General features: G+C 63.2%; 16 protein-coding genes and 3 pseudogenes. 10 read left to right on the top strand and 9 right to left on the bottom strand.

Going from position 1 to position 18,662, the window contains the following annotated elements; genetic code table 11:
• Positions 1-6: 6 nt before the first annotated feature.
• Positions 7-2,943, bottom strand: coding sequence for a Ti-type conjugative transfer relaxase TraA (traA, locus tag A7Q26_RS12430; RefSeq protein ID WP_017501676.1), 2,937 nt, complete (start codon positions 2,941-2,943; stop codon positions 7-9).
• A 176-nt stretch (positions 2,944-3,119) separates the two neighbouring features.
• Between traA and A7Q26_RS12435 the strand changes: the two genes are divergently transcribed.
• The 7 genes and pseudogenes from A7Q26_RS12435 to A7Q26_RS12465 all read left to right on the top strand — a co-directional run bounded on the left by A7Q26_RS12435 (position 3,120) and on the right by A7Q26_RS12465 (position 9,151).
• The gene (locus A7Q26_RS12435; RefSeq protein WP_017501677.1) at positions 3,120-3,425 is read left to right on the top strand and encodes a conjugal transfer protein TraD; all 306 of its coding nucleotides are present in this window, start codon (positions 3,120-3,122) and stop codon (positions 3,423-3,425) included.
• Between the two features lie 37 nt (positions 3,426-3,462).
• Positions 3,463-3,699 carry a conjugal transfer protein TraD gene (locus tag A7Q26_RS12440; RefSeq protein ID WP_017501678.1) on the top strand — a complete coding sequence of 79 codons (237 nt, stop codon included), beginning with the start codon at positions 3,463-3,465 and terminating at the stop codon, positions 3,697-3,699.
• A complete protein-coding gene (locus tag A7Q26_RS12445; protein WP_026109288.1) occupies positions 3,692-3,958 on the top strand; it encodes a hypothetical protein in 267 nt (88 codons plus the stop codon). Before A7Q26_RS12440 ends, A7Q26_RS12445 begins: the two co-directional genes overlap by 8 nt.
• Before the next feature lie 2 nt (positions 3,959-3,960).
• Positions 3,961-4,874 (top strand): annotated as a pseudogene (locus A7Q26_RS12450) (HEPN domain-containing protein).
• Positions 4,875-4,876: 2 nt separating this feature from the next.
• Positions 4,877-6,553, top strand: a complete 1,677-nt coding sequence (locus A7Q26_RS12455; RefSeq protein WP_026109289.1) for a type IV secretory system conjugative DNA transfer family protein — start codon at positions 4,877-4,879, stop codon at positions 6,551-6,553.
• A gap of 78 nt (positions 6,554-6,631) precedes the next feature.
• Positions 6,632-7,063 carry a hypothetical protein gene (locus A7Q26_RS12460; RefSeq protein ID WP_017501681.1) on the top strand — a complete coding sequence of 144 codons (432 nt, stop codon included), beginning with the start codon at positions 6,632-6,634 and terminating at the stop codon, positions 7,061-7,063.
• A 984-nt stretch (positions 7,064-8,047) separates the two neighbouring features.
• A complete protein-coding gene (locus A7Q26_RS12465; protein WP_004213366.1) occupies positions 8,048-9,151 on the top strand; it encodes a replication initiator protein A in 1,104 nt (367 codons plus the stop codon).
• 44 nt (positions 9,152-9,195) lie between these two features.
• Here A7Q26_RS12465 and A7Q26_RS12470 read toward each other — a convergent pair whose 3' ends face one another.
• The 3 genes and pseudogenes from A7Q26_RS12470 to A7Q26_RS12480 form a co-directional block, all read right to left on the bottom strand.
• Positions 9,196-9,480, bottom strand: coding sequence for a ribbon-helix-helix domain-containing protein (locus A7Q26_RS12470; RefSeq protein ID WP_017501683.1), 285 nt, complete (start codon positions 9,478-9,480; stop codon positions 9,196-9,198).
• Positions 9,480-10,115: a nucleotide-binding protein gene (locus tag A7Q26_RS12475; protein ID WP_017501684.1), complete on the bottom strand. Its 636-nt coding sequence runs from the start codon at positions 10,113-10,115 to the stop codon at positions 9,480-9,482. The genes A7Q26_RS12470 and A7Q26_RS12475 overlap by 1 nt, the downstream gene beginning before the upstream one ends.
• Before the next feature lie 121 nt (positions 10,116-10,236).
• Positions 10,237-10,868 (bottom strand): annotated as a pseudogene (locus tag A7Q26_RS12480) (transcription elongation protein SprT).
• Between the two features lie 415 nt (positions 10,869-11,283).
• Between A7Q26_RS12480 and A7Q26_RS12485 the strand changes: the two are divergent.
• The 3 genes from A7Q26_RS12485 to A7Q26_RS12495 are packed head-to-tail and all read left to right on the top strand — an operon-like array spanning position 11,284 to position 12,477.
• A complete protein-coding gene (locus A7Q26_RS12485; protein ID WP_017501687.1) occupies positions 11,284-11,565 on the top strand; it encodes a type II toxin-antitoxin system RelB/DinJ family antitoxin in 282 nt (93 codons plus the stop codon).
• On the top strand, positions 11,534-11,854 hold the full coding sequence (locus A7Q26_RS12490) for a type II toxin-antitoxin system YafQ family toxin (protein ID WP_026109291.1): 321 nt from the start codon (positions 11,534-11,536) through the stop codon (positions 11,852-11,854). Before A7Q26_RS12485 ends, A7Q26_RS12490 begins: the two co-directional genes overlap by 32 nt.
• Positions 11,855-11,856: 2 nt before the next feature.
• Positions 11,857-12,477 (top strand): histidine phosphatase family protein, encoded by a 621-nt coding sequence (locus A7Q26_RS12495; protein WP_017501689.1) that lies wholly within the window; start codon positions 11,857-11,859, stop codon positions 12,475-12,477.
• Between the two features lie 33 nt (positions 12,478-12,510).
• On the opposite strand, the gene A7Q26_RS12500 is transcribed toward A7Q26_RS12495, so the two are convergent.
• The 5 genes and pseudogenes from A7Q26_RS12500 to A7Q26_RS12520 all read right to left on the bottom strand — a co-directional run.
• Positions 12,511-13,056: a recombinase family protein gene (locus A7Q26_RS12500; protein ID WP_038292857.1), complete on the bottom strand. Its 546-nt coding sequence runs from the start codon at positions 13,054-13,056 to the stop codon at positions 12,511-12,513.
• A 707-nt stretch (positions 13,057-13,763) separates the two neighbouring features.
• Entirely contained in the window at positions 13,764-14,489 is a 726-nt protein-coding gene (locus tag A7Q26_RS12505) for a phospholipase A (RefSeq protein WP_171010093.1), read from the bottom strand.
• Positions 14,380-15,246: a recombinase family protein gene (locus A7Q26_RS12510; protein WP_006961816.1), complete on the bottom strand. Its 867-nt coding sequence runs from the start codon at positions 15,244-15,246 to the stop codon at positions 14,380-14,382. Before A7Q26_RS12510 ends, A7Q26_RS12505 begins: the two co-directional genes overlap by 110 nt.
• A 142-nt stretch (positions 15,247-15,388) precedes the next feature.
• On the bottom strand, positions 15,389-18,298 hold the full coding sequence (locus tag A7Q26_RS12515) for a Tn3 family transposase (protein ID WP_066859914.1): 2,910 nt from the start codon (positions 18,296-18,298) through the stop codon (positions 15,389-15,391).
• A 94-nt stretch (positions 18,299-18,392) separates the two neighbouring features.
• Positions 18,393-18,629 (bottom strand): annotated as a pseudogene (locus tag A7Q26_RS12520) (integrase core domain-containing protein); the annotation flags it as partial.
• Positions 18,630-18,662: the final 33 nt, after the last annotated feature.

An 18,662-nucleotide genomic window follows, 5' to 3' on the forward strand; every position in this document is an offset into this window, starting at 1 on the left:
CTCTCCTTATCGGCTCAACCCTCGATCGCGGCCGATTTCCAGCGAACGGGTCAATTCCTGGCTGATCGGACGATCCCGGCGCATCTCCAGCCCCAGTTCGGGCGCGCGCCGCCGCAGCACGGATTCGAGCTGCGGATCGCGATGCAGTCCTCCCGCCAAGCCATCCATCTTCTTGGCCGTGCGCTCCGCGCCGGCACGATCGCCGCTGCGCGCGAGCTCGGCCCGCTCGCGCGCCATACCTTGCCAGCGCTCCACGAAGCGGTCGGCACGCAGTTCGGGATTGGAACGGACCTGGGCTTCCTCGGCCATTGCCCGCGCCGCCCCGCCGGCTTTGCCTTCGGCCGCGTCGCGCACCAGTGCGGGGTTGCGTTCGAACGCGGAAGCCAAATCCCGAGCCGCCTGGGGGCGCAACCGATCGAGCGCGTCCCCGGCCTTCGCCAGCGCCTCTTTCTGGTGCGGGAGCACAGGCAAGCCCTTCTCGCGCATCCGGTCCATATCGGCCTGGACGCGCGCATAGCGTTCGATCGCCTTGGCCTGATTGGGCGCGGGCGATCCCCGCTCGGAGCCGGTGTTGATCGGCCCCCCTTTGCCGTCGCGCACCGGCTCGGGCGACGTCGGTTTCGGGCGGAAGCCGGCGAACATGCCCTTGGCCTTCGCCTGCACCTTGGCGACCATCTCCCGCGCGAGTTCCGGGAACCGGATCTCGCGCCGCTCGGCGAACGCACGCACCCGGTCCTGCTCGGCCGTAGCGCCCTCACGCCCATAGTCGCCGGCCATGTCCTTTGCGCGGTCACGCGACAGGACACGGGCGAGCTGACGCTGATCGGCAAAATCATCACGCCCATAGTGGAGCTGCGCCCCGTCACGGTGCCGCGACATGCCGACATAGGCCGAATGACGGTCCATCCCCGGCGTCGCCAGCACATGCGCCTGATCCACCGTCACGCCCTGCGACTTATGGATGGTCGCGGCATAGCCATGATCGACATGGGCATAGTCCTTGAGGTCGAACGCGATCCTCCGGCCATCGTCGAGCTGCACCGCCATGCTGTCGGGCGAAACGCGCTCGACCTTTCCCAGCGTGCCGTTCTTCACGCCAAGGCCGCGCTCGTTTTTCAGGAACATGATGCGGTCGCCGCTGGCGAAGTCGCGTGGCCCCCGCTCGGCCGACACGCGCACGTCCGCCCCCAGCTCGCTGGCGTCGCGCAGACGTTCGCGCGCGGCCTGGTTCAAATCGCGCACCTCAGCATTGGTGTGGGTGAGGATGATCCGCGTCTTGTCCGGATCGGCAAGCCGCTGCGCGTCCCAGCGGCCCACCAGCTCGCCCCGCGCAGCTTCGCGCGTGTCGGCCGCGTGGACCATGCCGTGCTGCTCATAGGCATGGATCGCCTCGCCGGTGCGGCCCGTCGCCAGCGCCTTCGTGGCGTCGCGCTGCCAGTCCTCATGCTGCCGGCGAACGTCGCTGATTTCGGCCGCGCCGTGGCGCTCGGCCAGCGCGCGGAACGCCGCGCCGGCCTCGATCGCCTGCAACTGCTCGGCGTCGCCGACAAGAACGACCTTAGCCCCTGCCCGCTCGGCCTCTGACAGCACGCGCTCCATCTGGCGCGTGCCGATCATGCCGGCCTCGTCGATCACCAGCACGTCACGCGGACCTAGCAGCTCGCGCCCCTGGCCCCACTGATATTCCATGCTGGCGATCGTGCGCGACTGGATGCCGGAGCCGCCTTCCAAGCCCTCGGCCGCGATCCCCGACAGGGCCGCGCCGCGCACCTGATAGCCGGCGCGCTCCCATTCGTCGCGCGCAACGCCCAACATGGTCGATTTGCCGGTGCCGGCGTAGCCGACCACAATTGAAAGATCGCCCTTGCCGGTGATATGTGCCAGCGCGGCCTGCTGTTCTGCCCCGAGTGTCAGGCCCCCACTTCCGGCGGCGGCGTCACGATTCCACGCTGCCGCCGGGAGACCATGCCCCTCCCGTCCAGCAAGCCGATCGCCGGCGCGTTCCAACCGCTGCTCGGTGTCGATCATATCGCGCGAGGTAAAGCGGTCCTCGCCGCGTCCGTCCTTGCCCAGCGCCACCAGCTCGGGGCTGGTCCGCACCGCGCTCATCACCTGGTCGAACTGGTCCTTGCCGTCGCTGTGCCGGAACGCGAACTGCGCCAGGTCGCGCCGCGTGAACGTCGCCTGTTGCCGCGTGATACCGTCGAGCGCGATTTCCGGATTGGCGATGATCTTCTCGCCATTCTCGCGCGCGATCCGCGCATGATCCTCGACCCGCTCCGCCTCAAGGCCCTGTTCGGGCATACGCGATGCCGCTGGCCCGATCTTGTGCTGCGGCTCCAGGTCGATCCCCTGTGCCTCCAAGGTGCGATGATCTATGCGGGCATCAATATCCAGCTCGGCAAGCCGCTCGTTGACATGGTTCGCCCATGCCTCGCGCCACCTCTCCAACAGCTCGGTTCGGTTCCACTCGCGGACCTTCTTCCCGAACCCTTCCCCGTCCACCTCGCGCATCGACAGCATGACATGCGCGTGGGGCTTGGGCATCCCATCCTTGCCCATGTCCCAATGGACATTGAGGTCCGCGACCATGCCGCGTTCGACAAACTGCTTTTCGACAAATTCGCGGGCGAGCGCGACGCCCTGCACCTGATTCATTTCGCGCGGAATCGAGAACTCTACCTCGCGGGCAAGCTGCGCGTCCTTCCTGACCTCCCCCGCCTCGACCTCGTTCCACAAGGTCGTGCGGTCGTTTAAACGCTCCGGCGCACCTTCGGGCAACAGGATTTCCGAATGAACGACGCCGGCCTTGTTCGAGAAATCATGGTCGCGCCCGAGCCGGTCGTCGTGCAGCCGTTCCGCCGCACGATAGGCAGCCGACGCAACGGCGCTCGATCCGTTGGCGCGACTGATGACCTTGGCCGAGAAATGGTAGATCGCCATGACAGCCGCTATACTGCCCTTCTTAGCGCACGTCGGCAACGACGTATAAGCGCGCACTCACCACTCTCTGCCGTTCGCGTGATTGACTTGGCCGCATTTCATGATGGAACCGCTGTCCTGCCAGCGCGATCGTGCTACTGTGCGGCTCCTGTTCGACGGGCGCGAGGGAGAGAGTGATGCGAAAAACGCGCGACTATGACGCCGAATTGCGGGCACTGAGCGACAAGGCCAAGTCTATCAAGGCCAAGAAGATCGAGCAACTTGGGTTACTGGTGACGGCAACCGGGGCCGATGCGCTCGATCTCGACACACTCGCCGGCGCGCTGCTCGCTGCCGTGGAATCGGCCGACGCTGGCGAAAAGGAGGCGTTGCGCTCGCGGGGCGCGGCCTTCTTTCAGGGACGCGGGCGCAAGGCTGGGCGACGCTCTGGCGGCAACGGCGAAAGCGGAAACCAGACTGGCGCAGGCGAGGCACAGGGTTGAAGCCGCCAAGCGCCGCACCGATACGAGAGGATGGGTCGTGCAGCGCCGCGAACGCACCCGCCATCTCATAGAGCTGGGCGGCCTCGTCCAGAAGGCCGGCCTCGTCGAATTGGCCGACGACGATCGCGCAACGCTCTACGGCGCGATGCTCGATCTTGCCGCCCGCGCGCGTGATGATGGCAACGCGCTCGCGCTCTGGAAGCGGCGCGGCAAACGTGCGTTCGACGCGGAAGCGGAAGGACAGGACAGCAAGGAACAGACCGCCCATGACTGACGACACCTCGCGCCTTTCCTGGCAGCTCCTGATGGTCGGCCCCGGCATCGACCACATCACCCCCGATATTCAGGACAAGCTCGCAACCCTGCTCGATCTGCTGCCCGCCACGGCGATCATCAACGTCCAGACCGACGCCGGCTATGTCACCGTCTCACGCGACTGGCCCAGCCATCGCATGGAAACCGTCGATAGCCTGGTGGACGCCATCGCCGCCGCTCAGGGCATCACCGCTATCGACCTGCCCGAAGCGCGCTGACCATGCGCGCCGGCCTCGATCATCTTCCCGCCGCCAAGCGCCGCGAGCTGGAACGGGTCGCCCGCGTCCTGTTCGATGAATTTGAGGATGCCGTCAAAACCAAGCTCTCCGACAAGCGCAAGGGCGGCCGCATCCTCAAGCTGATCCTGTTCGGCTCCTACGCGCGCGGCGATTGGGTCGAGGATCGCGCCAGCGGCTATATCTCCGACTATGATCTGCTCGTCATCGTCAACTCCGAGACCTTCACCGATCTGCAACATGGTGGGCTGTCGCCGACGATCATCTGGTGCGCGAGCTGACCGTCACCCGCCAGCTCGCCACGCCCGTCAATTTCATCGTCCATTCGCTGATGGACGTGAACGACCAGCTCGCGCGCGGCCGTCCCTTCTTCGCCGACATAGCCCGCGATGGGATCGCCCTCTACGAAGCGCCGGGACAGCGCCTCGCCGTGCCGCGCCAGCTCGACGCGCAGGAACGCCACGCCGAAGCCAGGGCGCATTATGACAAGTGGCTCCCCGATGCCGCATACTGCCTGACGCTCGCCGAATATGCGATCCGCGACGGCGAGACCAACCATGCCGCGTTCATGCTCCACCAGGCCGTCGAGCGCGCCTATCATGGCCTGCTGCTCGTCCTGACGCTCTACGCGCCCAAATCGCACCGCATCGGCATCCTGCGCTCGCTTGCCGAAAATCTCGATCCCCGGCTGATCGAAGCCTGGCCGCGCGATACCCGCGCCGCCCGCCGCCATTTTGCGCAGCTCCAGCGCGCCTATGTCGAGGCGCGCTATTCCCATGCCTATGAAATCACCCCCGACGAACTGGCCTGGCTCGTTGACCGCGTGAAGCATCTCCACACGATCGCCGCCGCGATCTGCGCCGAACATCTCGAAAACGACAGCGGGAGGGAATCCTGATGATGGAATGGTTCCGCCAGCTCGGCCGCGCGATCCGCAACCTCGCGCGGCTCGCGCGCGAACAGCCGATATGGGCGATCACGGCCCTCGTCACCAGCCCGGTCGCCCTCATCCGCCACCTGTTCGGCGTCCTGGTCCTGTTCCTCATCACCGGCCTGGTGCTGGGGCTTGGGGTGCCGCTCATTCTTGGCAGGCTGCTCGGCCTGGCCCACGATTCCCATATCTATCAGACCGTCATGATGCTGACGGCGATCGTCGTCATCCTCGTCGCGCTGCGCGCCCTCTTTCAACCGCTGATCCTGCGCTACGGCGGCCCTGCCGGCGATGCCACGCACGGCTCGGCCCGCTTCGCCACCGATCGGGAAACTCGCCCCCTCGCCCAAAATGGCGACGGCCTGCTGATCGGCCGCGACCGCAAGAACGGCAGGCTGCTGCGCTATGCCGGCCCCTCGCATCTGCTGACGATCGCGCCGACGCGCACCGGCAAGGGCGTGGGGACCATCATTCCCAACCTGCTCGACTATCCCGGCCCGGTCGTCTGCATCGACCCCAAGGGCGAGAATGCCCGCATCACCGCCCGCCATCGGGCAAAGTTCGGCCCGGTCCATGTCCTCGATCCGTTCGGGGTGACGGGCCTTCCCGGCGCTGCCTTCAATCCGCTCGATCGCATCGACCCTGCCGGCCTCGATCTCGCCGACGACTGCATGACGCTGGCCGACGCGCTGGTCTATGACGCTCCCGGCGAAGCCGGCGAGGCGCATTGGAACGAGGAAGCCAAGGCGCTGATCGCCGGCATCCTCCTGTGGGTGGCGTGCGACCCGGAATCGCGAGGCCAGGACCGCACGCTGGAAGCGGTGCGCGACTGCCTCACCTTCGCGCCCGATAATTTCCAAAGGATGCTGCGGGAAATGTCGCGCAGCACGCAGGCGCGCGGCCTGATCGCCCGCGCCGCGAACCGCCACCTGGGCAAGTCCGATCGCGAGGCCGCCGGCGTGCTGTCGGCCGCGCAGCGCCATACCCATTTCCTCGATTCGCCGCGCATGTCGGCCGTGCTGGGGCGCTCGGATTTCACCTTCGCCGATGTGAAGGCGCACGCCACCACCGTCTATCTGGTGTTGCCGCCCGATCGGCTCGCCACCTATGCCCGCTGGCTGCGCCTGATGCTCGCGCAAGGGCTGACCGATCTGGCGCGCGCGCCGTCCTCCCCTGCCCGCTCCGTCCTGTTCCTGCTCGATGAGTTCGCCGCCCTCGGCCGCCTCGAACCCGTCGAGCGCGCGATGGGCCTGATGGCCGGCTATGGCATCCAGCTCTGGCCGATCCTGCAAGATGTTCACCAGCTCCGCGCGCTCTACGAGCGCCGCGCCGGCACCTTCCTGTCCAACGCCGGCGTGCTGCAAGTGTTCGGCGTCAACGATCACGACAGCGCCAGGCTCGTCTCCGATCTGCTCGGCCAGGAGACAGTCGTGTTCGAGACGATGAGCCGCGCGATCGACGCGGAGGAAACCGGCATATCGTTCGGATCGCAGCATGTAGCGCGGCCGTTGCTGACGCCGGATGAAGTCCGCACGCTGCGCGAGGATTTGCAGCTCCTGTTCCTTGCGGGGCAACGGCCGATCGTCGCCGCCAAGCTGCGCTACTACGCCGATCGCGAGTTCGCCGGGAAGTTCGACAAGGCGTGAACGGACACTATCGACGAAGTGAAAAAGGCCGTTTGCTGTATAGTGTCAGAACTGCCGCCAAGGGCGGAAGGATAGAATATGGACCAACGCGTCATTGATCTTTGGGACCGGCTCATGGCCTATGGAGAGAGCGGTTCCGCACCTCTTCCGGCGATCCGCGACGAAGTGTTGGAGCTGCACGAAGCGATCACCGATGAGGAAAGCCGGCTCGGCCTCATGCGGATATTCAATCTCGTCTGCGATCTTGTGGCGGTGCATCTCCAAGAGACGAACGGCGATCTTGAAGCCTTCGCCCAGCACCGGCAGGGCCAGATATGGATGTTCCTGCGCGCGGAATGTCTTGTCGATGGCGCGTTGGACCGGAGCCGGCTGCGATATGTGACATGGCGCGAAGTCCAGGCCGGCCGCATGACCGAGGATGATCCGCTGCGCCGCTACGCATTGGGCGATGACTCCGCCTTTGATGAGCTGATGGCCGCGCCGACGCCACCGAAGCGGACGCGCCACTAGGCGCGAATGTATAGGCGTATACAAATATACATGTTCGCCGTCTGTTCGCCCTTGGCGTTGTTTAGCGGACTTTCCGCGCCCTGCCCTGCCGGCTCTTGGCGTAGGATTCCGCCCTCTCCCGCAGCAATGTTCGGGGCCAAATCCGTGAAATCGTTGCCTGGCGCACAAACCTTGAGGCTCGCCGTTTCGATCCCCGACCTCGCGAGGATCTAGCTTTCCAGAAATCGGCCGCATGGGAAGCCCGTAGAGCGCCATTGCCGCTTGGACCCTCCCCGGCCTGCCAAACGTCCAGAATGAAGCCCAGCGGCCCGGAAATCGCCCCTGCTGCGACGTTTCCGCCTCCCCTGCCCTCTCGGCTCGATCACCGCCCTATCCGCCTGGCTTTCCTGGAAAGCCAATTGCGACGGTGCCGCTGGCGCTGTGGTGTCGATAGAAGCGGGGCGTTTAAACGATCCTCAATCTAGCAAAAAGCGTGCCGGCGAAGCCGGCTCATCATGGGGATGCCGGGTGGGAGGATCGCAAAGCGATCCGGGGCGGCCGAAGGCCGCGAGCCGGCGGGGGCGAAGCCCCCAAGAGGCGGCGCTTTTCTTCCCTCTGACCGGTGCCGGTAGCGCGGCGCGAGTGGATCATGCTGCCTCTGTCCCGAAAATCAGGACAAGTTGTTCGATCTGGCGGGACGCTGGTGGGTGAAACCACGATGATCCGGCGTCGAGTGGGCGCTGCGGTTAAAGTTATCCACAGGTCGGCCTAGTGTTAATATATGGGTTAAAGAGTCGTGTTACGGGATTTTGGCGGTTTCATAAGCAACTGAAAATATTAGAATAATCGGGCGTTTTTTTGCCCTCGGCGTCAACGGAACCCCGAATCTGGTGACTCCAGAACCCCGAATCTGCGTCAACGAAACCCCGAATCGCGATCACCCGTCAATGAAACCCCGAACTTTTCCGTTGCGTCAATGAAACCCCGAATCTACGGTGCGCGTCAATGAAACCCCGAATCGAGCCTGACCGTCAACGAAACCCCGAACTCCCGCTTGCCGTCAATGAAACCCCGAACGGCGCGGAGGGACGCCCTCCCCTGCTGCCTGTTCGCTACCCCGATCCCGATCTGTTCATTTGCGATGTTCTCGACGCCATCCCCAAGGATGACATGGCCTCGATGGAGCATCCGATTTTCTCGCTCGCGACCAAGCCCGATCGGCGCGTGTTCCGCTATGAGCATAACGGCAACAAGCTCGAAATCGTCCCCAGCGTCAAAGGGCTGGCGACGATCCACGACAAGGATATTCTGATCTACTGCATCTCCCAGCTCATCGGGAAGATGAACCAGGGGGAGCGACCGAGCCGCACCTTGCACCTCACTGCTCGCGATCTACTGGTGTGGACCAACCGGCAAACCGATGGCGACGGCTATGACCGGCTGCGGAGCGCGTTCGAGCGGCTGTCGGGGACGCGGATCACCACGAATATCAAGGCCGATGGCGAGGAAATCACCGAAGGTTTCGGCCTCATCAATGAATGGCGGATCGTGCGGCAAACCCGCTCCGGCCAAATGTCGGAAATCAAGGTCACGCTATCCGACTGGCTGTTCAAGATGGTTGAGGGGCGCAGCGTCCTGACGCTCCATCGCGACTATTTCCGCCTCCGCAAGCCGCTCGAACGGCGTATCTACGAGCTGGCGCGCAAGCATTGCGGCGCGCAGGAAAAATGGTCGATCTCGGTCGAAACGCTACAGAAAAAGACCGGCGCGAGTAGCCATTTGCGCGTGTTCCGCTCGATGCTGCGCGATCTCGTCGCGCACGATCATCTGCCCGACTATGCCGTGGAAATGAACGGCGATACGGTCACGTTCCGCAATCGCGAGGCTCTGGATACGGTCGAGGCGATCGAGGCGGAACCCGAGCGGCCCTATATCGACCCCGAAGGCTTCCACGACGCCAAGAGCGTTGCGCCTGGCTATGACGTTTACGCGCTCTATGACCAATGGGTGTCATGGTGGATCGACAGCGGGCGGCCGGAACTGAAAAGCCCCCGCGCCGCCTTCATCGGCTTCTGTCGCAACAAGCACAAGACTGCCCCCTTGCGCTAGTATAGGTGTATAGATGTATAGGTGTATAATTGTATACATCTATACTAGCCGGCGATGCGCCCCCTTCCCTTCTTCACAAACAGGTCGTCCAGCGCCTCGCCCAGCAGGCTTTGAACGGTCGTCCCTTCCTCGGCCGCGATAATGCGAAGCTGCGTGCTGACCTCGGGAGGGAAATGCCCGCCAATCAGCTTGGTCCCCTGTCGGCCGCTCGGCGGGGCCTTGCGGGTCACGTCTACCGGCTCGATCGCCGACGCTGGGGCCGGGGCCGCGTCTCCGTCCGCCTTGGCGCGGTTCAGCACCGCTTGCAGACTGTTTCCGCCCTTCGCCATCACGCCACCTCCGCCTGATTGTATAGGCGTATATTTGTATACTCGTATAGTCGGCGGATTTCGTCGGCCGCTGGCCCATGCGGCTCGAACTCCTGCACGGCCCGGCCTGCGGCTTGGGCGCGGAAAAAGGCTTTGCGGTTGCCGATCGTCACCGGGCAAACCGTCGCGCCTAGCTCCGCCACGGCCTGAATCGCATCGCCAGTTTCCTGACCTTGCGGGGGCACGAAGGTAAGGACCACGGCAAAGGCGCGGTCGAGCTGGCGCACCACGTCGAGGGTGTGCGTCATGCTCATCGTGTCGAACACGGCCGTCTTAGTCGGGATCAGGATGAAATCAGCGTGACGCGCTGCCTCATAGGCCACGTCGCGCGCGACCGCCGCCCCGTCGATCACGACAAGATCGGTGCCGGCGTCCTCGCAGGCTTTGAGCATAGCGGGCAGGCGCACCGGCTGAATCGACGCCACGGCGGGCGTGTCGAGCTGGCGCACGTCCTTCCAGAACGAGGCCGTCGCCTGCGGGTCCAGGTCGATGATCGCGGCGACCTTGCCCGCCTGCTCGGCCGCGACTGCCAGACAGGTCGCGAGCGTCGTTTTCCCAACGCCGCCTTTCTGTGAGAGAATGGCGAGAACCTTCATGCTACACTCCTACACGTATAATCCTATACTTGTATACACAATAGACCGGGAGGGGAAGCCCTGTCGTTCCCGAAATGACGATAGGGAGGCGCTGAATCTGAAATGACGAAAGCGCGCCGCATCATTCCTCCGGTTCGGCGTCGTCATCGTCCAGCGGCTCATGCTCCATCTGGCCGTGATCCTCGATCGGGCAAAGCGGCGCTCCGGCCTGCTCAAGCCATTTGCGCGCGGTCCTCACGGTATAGCCGCACGTCGCGCACTCGCATTTGAGCATCCGGGTTTTCTGCTTCTTGGGCGCGGTCGACTCCCCGTCCGTGTCGAGACGGGCATGGGGGAGGGGGCCAACGCACTCCAGGATCGGCGCGATGGCCGCAAGGAACGCCTCGCCGGGGGTGGTGGCGCGCATCGGCCCGACCAGCCCCAGCCCAAGGGCGACCCGTTAAACGTCTTCCCATGCCCTGCCGGGATGCCGACAGCGGCATGGACCAGCTCATGCGCGAGGATGGCTGCGATCTGCGCCGGCATCGCGTCGGGCGCGTGCGCCAGGTCCGGGCGGATGAAGATTTCAAAATGCCCGTCCGCGCTCAACCGATTATCCCAGCACTCGCCAATCGCCTTGGCCTTCGCGCCTCTGCTGGTGAAGCCGATCGCCACGCGCACGCGGTCGGGCAGGGGGGCGTCCAGCACCTCGAACAGCGGGGCCATGCCCGCCGCCACCGCATTGAGCCAGCTTTCGCGGGTTTCGTGGGTCATCGTCCTTACTCCCTTCAAATCGCCTGTTCGGCGATGGCCATGCCATCGGCCGGAACACGGACGCCCAAGAACGCCGGCGAGAGAGGGGGGCAGCGGGATTCGATGGGGGTGGTGCGGCCGCAGCGCAGCGAGGCACGGCCCCGTCTAATCCCGTTGCGGGGGAGAGGCGGCCGGGACCGCCTTTCCCCCTTCAAACAGGATCGACGCCGGCGCACGCCGGCACCATGAAGCGAGACCCGCTTGCGATCTCGCCCCCGCCATGTGGGTCGTCACCTTGGGCCAAGACCGCTTGCGGGCTTGGGGAACGAAGCGAGTAGGGCCACGGTGCCGCGCCAGCGGCAGGCGCCGCCCCCTAGCCTGGATTGAAATTGTTGCTCAACTGAGCTACATTATCGGCTTGACTAAGGAGGTTCCAATGGCCGCTACCGCTTTCGTGCGCGCGCGCATCGACGAAACATTGAAGGATGAAGCCGCCGCCGTGCTGGCCGAGCTGGGGCTGACCGTCTCGGATGTGGTCCGCATGACCCTCACGCGGGTCGCCAAGGATCATGCGTTGCCGTTCGAGCTGAAGGTGCCGAACGCCGAGACGCGCGCCGCGATCGAGGCGTCCCGCGCGACGATGAAGGCTCGCCGCGCCCGTTTCACCGATGCCCAGGAAATGTTCGATGCCCTCGACCAAGAAGCCCGCCAGCAGTAAGCGGGCGGCGTTCCCAAGAGAGGCGTCCTACGAAAAAAGGTTCGTCAAGGATTGGGAGCGGCTGTCGCGCAGCGGGCGCTACAACATGAAACAGCTCAAGGAGGCGATGATGATGCTCATCGCCAACGACGCGCCGTTAGGCCCGGAATGGCTGGATCATCCGCTGAAAGGCGATTGGAGCGATCATCGCGAGTGCCATATCGGCGGCGATTTCCTGCTGATCTATACGATTGAGGGGAATCTGGTGAACTTCGTGCGCGCCGGCACTCATGCGGAACTGTTTGAATAGCCATGCGCGTAATCTTCATTCGCCACGGCGAATCTACCGGCAACGCCGGCGTGCCCTGCCACGATCTCGGCGCGATCGAGCTGACGGAGCTGGGCCAGGAACAGGCACGCGAAGTCGCGGCGAGCTGGATAGAAGCGCCCGCGCTCATCGTCACGTCGCCCTATACCCGCACGCAGCAGACGGCTGCGCCAACGATCGCGCGCTTTCCCGGCGTGCCGGTGGAAGTGTGGCCGATAGAGGAGTTCACCTATCTGCAACCGGCGCGCTGGAACGGCACGCGCAGCGCGGAGCGGATGCCGCACCTCGAACGCTATTGGAGCGCGGCCGATCCTGATTATTGCGACGGGGAAGGGGCGGAGAGCTTCGCCACCCTGCTCCGGCGCTGCGAGGCCGCGCTGGCGCGGCTCGCCGCCATGCCGCCCGCCTCGCTGGTCTATGTGTTCGGGCATGGGCAGTTCATCCAGGCCGCGCGCGCGATCGTGGCCGACGCTCATCTTGACGATCAGGCAAAGATGCGCGCCTTCTGGCGCAAGGGCGAGCCGCCAGCGATCAGCAACGCGCAGCGGGTAGGATTCCGCTGGCATGGCAGGCGCTGGGAATGTGCGCCGGCGATCGCCGCCTAAATCAACGCCAGAGAGGGCGGGGGGCGTCGCTCATCACCCCTGTAGCCGCGAAATCGTCGCTTGGCTGACGTTGAACAGCGCCGCGACCGATCGCTGGGTGTCGCCTGCGTCGAGCTTGCGCCGCGCCTCGGCCTGCTGGTGCGGGGTGAGGGCGCTCTTGCGGCCGAACTTGACCCCGCGCGCCTTGGCCTGGGCGCGGCCAGCGCTGGTGCGCTCGGCGATCCGCTGGCGCTCGTAGCTGGCCGCGACGCCTAGAACGGCAATCACAACTTCGGCGAGCTGCGAGGTCGTGTCCACCATCGGTTCGGCGATCGAGCGGAAGCCGGCCCCGGCCTCCTTTACCGCATGGAGGATGTTCAAGAGGTCGCGCGTGTTGCGGGCGAGGCGATCGGTCGCCGTCACCATCAGCACGTCGCCGGGATCGAGCGCGCCGATCGCGCGCTTGAGCTGGGGCCGCTCGGCCGACGCGCCGCTGATCTTCTCGCGGTAGATCTTCGCGCAGCCCGCCGCCTCAAGCTGGGCGAGCTGCTGGGCCAAATCTTGGCCGTTGGTGGAGACGCGCGCATAGCCGTAAATCATGGCGCGATTCTGCATCAGATTTTTGCATCAGGGAAGGGCACGGAAAAGCGCGGCTTTTGGTTTGATGCGAAACTTTTGACTTCGCACCAGAGCTTTTCCTGTGTGCCCTTTGGCGGGATAACCGAACACACCAGCATTGCTGTCGCTCGCTTAGTTCACGCAGACAGGCACCCTAATCGTATTCATTGGGCCTCCACCTGCGCTCGCTATATGACGAGTTTGCCAGACGGTACGGGTACACTTGCCCTTTTTACGGTTTTTGCTCGTCGGTTGTTCTCGAGGCGGGGGCGCTGAATTGGCTTGGCTATTCGCCGGTTCGCGTGGGGGACAGATACCTTGCCTTTCCATGATTTCGCGATGGCGCCTTCCCTGCTCACCGGCCCAGGCATCGGCCTTGGTTTTCCCTTCAGCCAGAAACCGCCGCTTGTATTCCGCCGTGAGGCGCGCCTTGTCTGCTGCGGGAATAGACGAGGAGGAGCAGCGAGGGATTTCTTCAGCGGATACAGGCAGCGACCAAAGCAAGACTGCCATAGTAGTGGCAGCAATAAAAATACGTAACATGGCAATCTCCCGATCATCTCATGAATTCTCAAACAGACTCTTACGCCGTTGGCCTTCCGATGATGCATAAATCACTTTTGCATCAGGGTAAGGGGACGTCCAACGCCGGGCCCGCTACCTTACGATAGATTCTGCCCGGTTCCGGATTAGCGGACGATAGCGACCCCAAGCCGCAGTCGTGTCGCCTTGCGGTCATAATCGAGCAGATTTTCGCCATAGCCAGCAAAGGCTTGGCCGAAGACATAGACGTTGAGGTTGGTGTCAACGATCTTGTCCAGCGGATAGGAAAGCTCAGCGTCTATTGCGCCCTTGCCCGACGAGAAATTAATGCGGCTGTTGGTAGTCAGTCGCAGCCCGTCGTCACGGCCAAACTCCGCGAACAAGGACGTGTGGCCGCGATAGCGTTTCACATCCGGATTGTCTTCAAGGTCACCGACATAGAAGGAGTAGCGCGGGCCCAGCGACAGCTTGTAGTCTCCGATCGGTATCGTCGCCACAGGCTGGACATAGAGGGTGTTGAGGCTGCGCGACGCCAACCCATCGCGGCCGTTGGACTCATGGCGCAGCCCCGCCTGTCCGCCGAACGCCAATGTGCCCTTCGATACGGCCGGTAGCAGGTAGAAAAGTTCGGGCATGAAATCGATGTTACGGAAGGGCGAAGAATCCCCGCCCAGATCCCAGAACAGGCGCTGGGTATAGGGCCCAGTCGGCCCGAAGCTGCGATTTTGGCCATGTTGAAGAACAAAGATTGAACATGGCGATCTACCAGGCTCGCTCTTGTCCTCCAATCTCGTAAACATCGGTCTCGATCGAGCACCTGTAGCTCTCTGCGATGTTGAACATCTCTGTCTGGAGAGATGCGATCTCATCATCGAGGCTGACGCCATCGGCACCCTGATCATAGGCGACGGTCAGCGTGTAATCGCAGTTCCCGGTCTTTTGCATCTGGTAATCCCGCTCCAGCATCGCCTCAATGCGCTCGCGAGCGGGCTTTCTGCCACGACCATGCTTGTTGAAGTTCTCGATGGTCAGATGCAGGGCGATGGTGACAGAAGGCGGCTTTTCCGGCAGCCCGATCCTTGAAGGAATGACGTCAAGCGCCCGATAGACGGTCATTCTTGAGATCTTGAGGTCGCGCGCGACGCTGGCCTTGCTCGCGCCGGCGGTGATCCGGCGTCGGATTTCATCGTCATCGATGTTTTTCTTCCGGCCTTTGTAGACGCCTTCGGCGCGCGCCGCCTCGATCCCGGCGCGCTGCCGGTCCTTGATGAACGTCAGTTCCATGTCCGCGACCATGCCCAGAATGGTGATCACCATCCGCCCCATGCTTCCGGCCGTCGTCACCTCCGGCTCAAGCACCCGCAATGAGGCTCCCTTCTGGTCGAGTTCATGAACCAGATTGAGAACATCGCGTGTGGAGCGACCGAGCCGATCGAGACGCAGGACGACGAGTTCGTCATCGGCGCGCAGGAACTGCATGATCGTCTCAAGCTCCGTGCGTCCAGTGCGCGATGCGCCCGAGCCTGTTTCGGAGCGGAGGATTTCACAGCCCGCTGCCTTCAACCGGGCAACCTGGATGTCGAGATCCTGGTCGATGGTGCTGACGCGGGCGTAGCCGACGCGGGTCATGGGCAAATCCGTCACATTAGGGTGGCTTTGCCCTCGTACAGTAACATTGGTGACGGAACCACCCTTTTGTGACATGTCGTATATGTCACTTCCGATCGTCACGTTCGGGTGCACCCAAATGGTGCGAGCGGAAAGGCCCCGGTCAGGCAGCAAGCCGCCCAAAATCGATCCGGCTATTCAGATCGAGGTCGAAGCGGCCATAAGGATTGACGTGGCTGTAAATCAGCGGTGTGAGGCCGCGATAATCATCCGGCGTCATCCGGCCCGTCCATTTCGGTTCCACCAGCACGCTCTGAAGCATTCGGGTGTTCACATAGACAAGCGACGCTTGCAGCAAATGTAGCGCCAGGACCGAGAGCTGCTGCTCATCGATGCGGTTAGTGGCGATCTCGCCGCCCTTGCCGAAGAAAACGAACCCATTGGCACTGTTCCAGTTTTCAACGACATTCAGGCCTTCATGAATTTCGCGGCGGAAGGACTCCTCGCGCAGATACCGGCACAGGAAGATCGTCTTGACCGCGCGGCCCAGCTCACTCAACGCCTTGTAGGTCGGGTGCATCACCTCGGAGCGGCTAAACCGGCGCAGGATCGCCTCCGGGTCGGCGGTTTTTGTCTGCATCGCGGCTGCATATTTGACCATCTCGTCATATTGCTGCTCGATCTCATCCCAGTTGATCGGACTGGAGAGGATCGGCTGCAAGTGGGGAAGCCGCGTTCGCATGCCGACATCGGGAAGAGCCAGCTTCTGGCGAGCGATCGCTTTCAGGCGGGGTGCAAGCTCAAATCCGAGAAGCCGGCAAAATGCAAAGCCAACCGCGCTTTGGCCATGACTATCAACATATTGTCGCTGGATTTCCATGTCGGTGCAATGGCGCAGCACGCCCTCGATCATGGAGGCGACCTCGGAGGAAGAGCAGCGCTTGAGCTGGGAATAGACGCATGTCGCGCGTCGTTCGACATGCCAGTAGATCATGACGCCCCGTCCACCATAACGCGCATGCCATTCCGTCATCAGGTTGCGATCCCAGGCTCCGAACTTTGTGGAATCTGACGCACAGGCCGTGCCGGCGTCCCCCCAGACTGCAGCATTGCGGATTGCCAGGGTCGCATTCGCAACCCTGGCACACGCCTCCTTGAGCGCCGCGGCATGAACGAAGCGGCGATGGACATGCAGCAGCTCTTCATAGCTGACATCGGGGGTGGCGCCGGCGATCCGCTTGAGCCCGGCATTCGTTCCCAGGCCGTAGAGGCATAGCAGGAGACGTTGATCCAGCGCGGTTTTCGGCAGTGCAACACGCGAGGCCGATGTTTCGAACGCTTCGAGAAGTCCCGTATCAAGGGCAGCCTCCTTCAGTACGTCGAGCAGCCCGGTCATCGGCCAGCGTTGGCCGATCTTGGTCTTGATCGAGGCGAGACCCCTGGGTTCGGGCAAGGGTTTGAACGGGGTGAGAGATATACGGTTCTCGCCGCGCCACAGCAGCCGAACCTTGTCGTTCCGGGGAATATTGGCATTGAGGAGCAACAGTTCCTGAGCAAGCTCTTCCCGGATGGCGCTTGAAAATGCACGCGCATCCGCCGTCAGGTTCAATCCTGTGTAATATGCTTCTCGCCGCGCATCGAAGTCCTTGGGAAGATCGTCATCGGGATTGCGGTATCGGTCCGCCCCGACAACCCAGATTTCCTTAGAACGGATGCGATCGCGCAGTTGCGCGAGGACACAAAGCTCATAACTGATCCGGTTTACGCGCCCCTCTTCATCAATGACGGAACTGCGCCATCTCGCCGGAATGACCTCGTCGACCGGCACTGCGTGCGGCGGCACGTAGCGGCATCCATCATCCACTTTGCTTCTGATCCAGTCCAGGGCCGCCAGCACCGGACGCCACACGGCGTTGTTCGACCGGAACTCCAGTGCCGAAAGCAGGCTTGGCAGCATACGGCGATAATGATTGGCCCATGACCTCCGCATCACCTTGTAGATCCGCCGATCCAAGGCGCCCTTTGCCTGGCTTTCCTTGATGATCGCCGCCAGTTTGTCCTTGCCGGCGATTGGGAAAATGACATCGCAGATGCGCCCGGATGGATCGTCGATCGAAGCGCTGGCAATCTCGACCAGGAGTCGCTCCTTGCCATAGACCCGCTCGATGTCTTTCGCGATATCGCCCACCACCTTGCGTTTCGAGCGCGATCCGATCTTATGGACCGTCTCGATCAGCAGGTCGACCATCGCATCCGTAAGCTGAGCTTCCCGCGCCATCAGATAAACGGCATAGAGCCCGAGCTGGCGCGCCGGTACATGCCGGCGCATCTCCGAGGCTTTCTCGCCGGCAACCCGGCGAACGATCTGATCGACCCATGCCTTGCCCGTGACCGATAGGAAATCTCGGGGAAGAGCAAGCCGTTGGATAAAGGCGAGTTTGGCGGTCACGCCAAGAATGTTTTCGAGCGTCGCCTGACCTGCATCCCCCTTCATCGTGTTGAAGCCGGTCGGGCCATCGGGATCGGCGAGCGAGGCTTCCAGCAAGGCGACCGCATCCGGCGCAAGCCGATCGCGGACTCGGGCCAACAGGGCCTCCAGATAGAGGTGTCGTTGCGAACGGACGAGGCGTTCCAGCTCCTTGCGCGACGGCCCATAGATACGGCGGTCGCGGCACCACAGGAAAACATGCTCGAGCATGGCATTGATCGGCTGCCCGCCCGCACAAAGATCGTCGGAAATCCACCTCGACAACGCCCTGCGATCCGTCTGCGTCATACGGCGGAACCCGAGATGCCGCAAAATCTCCGCGCAATGCCGGCGGGCGGTGCGCCCGGAAAAATCATAGTGGTTCACGGATTTGGCATCGAGACCAAGTTGCTCCGCCAGATACAAGACACCGTCGGAGGGTATCGACGCATGATCCGGCACAAAGAAGCCATGCCCGGCGAAAAATCTAAGCTGAACCGCCAATCCCAGTCGTGCCGTCTCCGCTTTGCCGGTCACGAACGCGATGTCCGAAAAACTCAGGCTCCAGGAGCCGATCAGATCCCCACTCGAAACGCCAAGGCTCATAACGCCGCTCCCTTATCGGAGCGGAACGTCGTTCCTCGCATGGGCGATCGTCAACAACAACCAGCCCGTTCCCGACGTGTTCTCCAAGATGACCAAAATCGCAGCTTCGGGCCGACTGGGCCGTGTTGTAGTGACGCCGCCACGCCTCGATCAGCACCCTGGCTTCAGCGAGGGTGTAGAAAATCTCGCCGTTCAGCAGCTCATCCCGCAGCGAGCCGTTGAAGCTCTCGTTGTAGCCGTTCTCCCATGGCGAGCCCGGGGCGATGTAGAGCGTCTTCACGCCGATCTGCCTGAGCCAGGTCTGGACGGCGGCGGCGATGAACTCACTGCCATAGCACATTGGGACTGTCTCTTATACACATCT

Source organism: Sphingobium sp. TCM1 (genome assembly GCF_001650725.1).
In the GTDB taxonomy this organism is placed as follows: Bacteria; Pseudomonadota; Alphaproteobacteria; order Sphingomonadales; family Sphingomonadaceae; genus Sphingobium.

Excerpts from the sequence above, each read along its gene's own strand:
- traA (WP_017501676.1), bottom strand. The coding sequence starts at position 2,943 with ATGGCGATCTACCATTTCTCGGCCAAGGTCATCAGTCGCGCCAACGGA.
- A7Q26_RS12435 (WP_017501677.1), top strand. The coding sequence starts at position 3,120 with ATGCGAAAAACGCGCGACTATGACGCCGAATTGCGGGCACTGAGCGAC.
- A7Q26_RS12445 (WP_026109288.1), top strand. The coding sequence starts at position 3,692 with ATGACTGACGACACCTCGCGCCTTTCCTGGCAGCTCCTGATGGTCGGC.
- A7Q26_RS12455 (WP_026109289.1), top strand. The coding sequence starts at position 4,877 with ATGGAATGGTTCCGCCAGCTCGGCCGCGCGATCCGCAACCTCGCGCGG.
- A7Q26_RS12460 (WP_017501681.1), top strand. The coding sequence starts at position 6,632 with ATGGACCAACGCGTCATTGATCTTTGGGACCGGCTCATGGCCTATGGA.
- A7Q26_RS12465 (WP_004213366.1), top strand. The coding sequence starts at position 8,048 with ATGAAACCCCGAATCGAGCCTGACCGTCAACGAAACCCCGAACTCCCG.
- A7Q26_RS12470 (WP_017501683.1), bottom strand. The coding sequence starts at position 9,480 with ATGGCGAAGGGCGGAAACAGTCTGCAAGCGGTGCTGAACCGCGCCAAG.
- A7Q26_RS12475 (WP_017501684.1), bottom strand. The coding sequence starts at position 10,115 with ATGAAGGTTCTCGCCATTCTCTCACAGAAAGGCGGCGTTGGGAAAACG.
- A7Q26_RS12485 (WP_017501687.1), top strand. The coding sequence starts at position 11,284 with ATGGCCGCTACCGCTTTCGTGCGCGCGCGCATCGACGAAACATTGAAG.
- A7Q26_RS12490 (WP_026109291.1), top strand. The coding sequence starts at position 11,534 with ATGCCCTCGACCAAGAAGCCCGCCAGCAGTAAGCGGGCGGCGTTCCCA.
- A7Q26_RS12495 (WP_017501689.1), top strand. The coding sequence starts at position 11,857 with ATGCGCGTAATCTTCATTCGCCACGGCGAATCTACCGGCAACGCCGGC.
- A7Q26_RS12500 (WP_038292857.1), bottom strand. The coding sequence starts at position 13,056 with ATGATTTACGGCTATGCGCGCGTCTCCACCAACGGCCAAGATTTGGCC.
- A7Q26_RS12505 (WP_171010093.1), bottom strand. The coding sequence starts at position 14,489 with ATGATGAGATCGCATCTCTCCAGACAGAGATGTTCAACATCGCAGAGA.
- A7Q26_RS12510 (WP_006961816.1), bottom strand. The coding sequence starts at position 15,246 with ATGACCCGCGTCGGCTACGCCCGCGTCAGCACCATCGACCAGGATCTC.
- A7Q26_RS12515 (WP_066859914.1), bottom strand. The coding sequence starts at position 18,298 with ATGAGCCTTGGCGTTTCGAGTGGGGATCTGATCGGCTCCTGGAGCCTG.